Origin of the sequence: Spirillospora sp. NPDC046719 (assembly GCF_040645715.1) — a bacterium.
Classification (GTDB): domain Bacteria; phylum Actinomycetota; class Actinomycetes; order Streptosporangiales; family Streptosporangiaceae; genus Spirillospora.
Window position 1 is genome coordinate 1 of sequence record NZ_JBEYYT010000933.1, and the last position, 1,139, is coordinate 1,139.

Annotated in this window: 1 protein-coding gene and 1 pseudogene; one reads left to right on the forward strand and one right to left on the reverse strand. The window is 76.3% G+C overall.

Going from position 1 to position 1,139, the window contains the following annotated elements:
- Positions 1–850 (reverse strand): class I SAM-dependent methyltransferase (locus ABZ914_RS51670; protein ID WP_500201856.1); only part of this gene is annotated, 850 nt, incomplete at its 3' end.
- A 103-nt stretch (positions 851–953) separates the two neighbouring features.
- Here ABZ914_RS51670 and ABZ914_RS51675 point away from each other — a divergent pair.
- Positions 954–1,139: pseudogene (locus tag ABZ914_RS51675) on the forward strand (hypothetical protein); the annotation flags it as partial.

Below are 1,139 nucleotides of genomic sequence, written 5' to 3' on the forward strand. Positions count from 1 at the left end.
GCCCCGGAGCGGGGCCGGGAGCGGGCGGCGCGGGCTCGGACGCGGAGGCGGCCGACGGGTTCGGCGGGACGGGCGGAGGCTCGGGCATCGGCGGGGCGTCCGGCTTGCGGACGGCCGCGAACCGCAGCCGCACGTAGTCGGCGACCCAGCCCGACTCGCGGCGCAGCGCCGGCGCGGCCAGGTCGTTCACCCGGCTGAGCAGCGGCTCGACCAGCTCCGGCGGGACGTCGGCGAGGGCCCCGGCGGCGTAGGCGCGGACCCAGTCGGCGGCGCCGTTCGGCCCCTCGGTCATCTGGCTCGGCCGCTCGGCGTGCTCCAGCAGCCGCAGCGTGAAGCCGGCCTCCTCCAGCTTCGTCGCGTACTCGGCCGGGCTCGGGAAGTACCAGGGCAGCTCGGGCTCGCCGAGGCCGAAGACGCGCCAGGCGGTCTGCATGGCGGCGACCAGCTCGGCGCAGTTGCCCTCGCCGCCGAGCTCGCCGACGAACCGGCCGCCGGGCCGCAGCGCCGCGTGCACCTGCGCGATCACCGCGTCGGGGTCGCGGGTCATCCAGTGCAGCGCGGCGTTGGAGGCGACGGCGTCGCAGGCGTCGGTGATGGTGAAGGTGTGCGCGTCGCCCAGCATGAAGGAGATGCCCGGGTTCAGCGCGCTGGCCTGGGCGACCATGTCGGGGTTCCCGTCGATGCCCAGCACCTCGGCCCCCCGGGCGGCGATCTCCGCGCTGAACGCGCCGGTGCCGCAGCCGAGGTCGATGATCCGTTCGCCTGGCTGCGGGTCGAGCAGGTCGACCAGGGGCGCGCCGTGCGCGGAGACGTACCCGAAGGCGGAGTCGTACGTCACGGCCCAATTCACTGTCGTAATTTATCGGACATGTGATCGGCGGGTGCGCGGTTCCCCCCGCTCAGGCCCTCCGGGTGACCCGCGTCACGCAGGCCCGTCCCGTATCGTCCGGGCCATGGAGAAGCCCGATGTCGTGCGGATCGTCGGCGCCGAGCGGCCGGACGGCCTCGCCCTGCGCACCGCCGGGCTCGGCGAGCGCGGGCTGCCGGAACTGCGCGCGGACGGCCTGCCGCCCTACCTCGGGCAGGGCTGGGCGCGCGTCCTCGGCGAGGCGGCGCGCGTGCTCGCCGCCGCCGGCGGC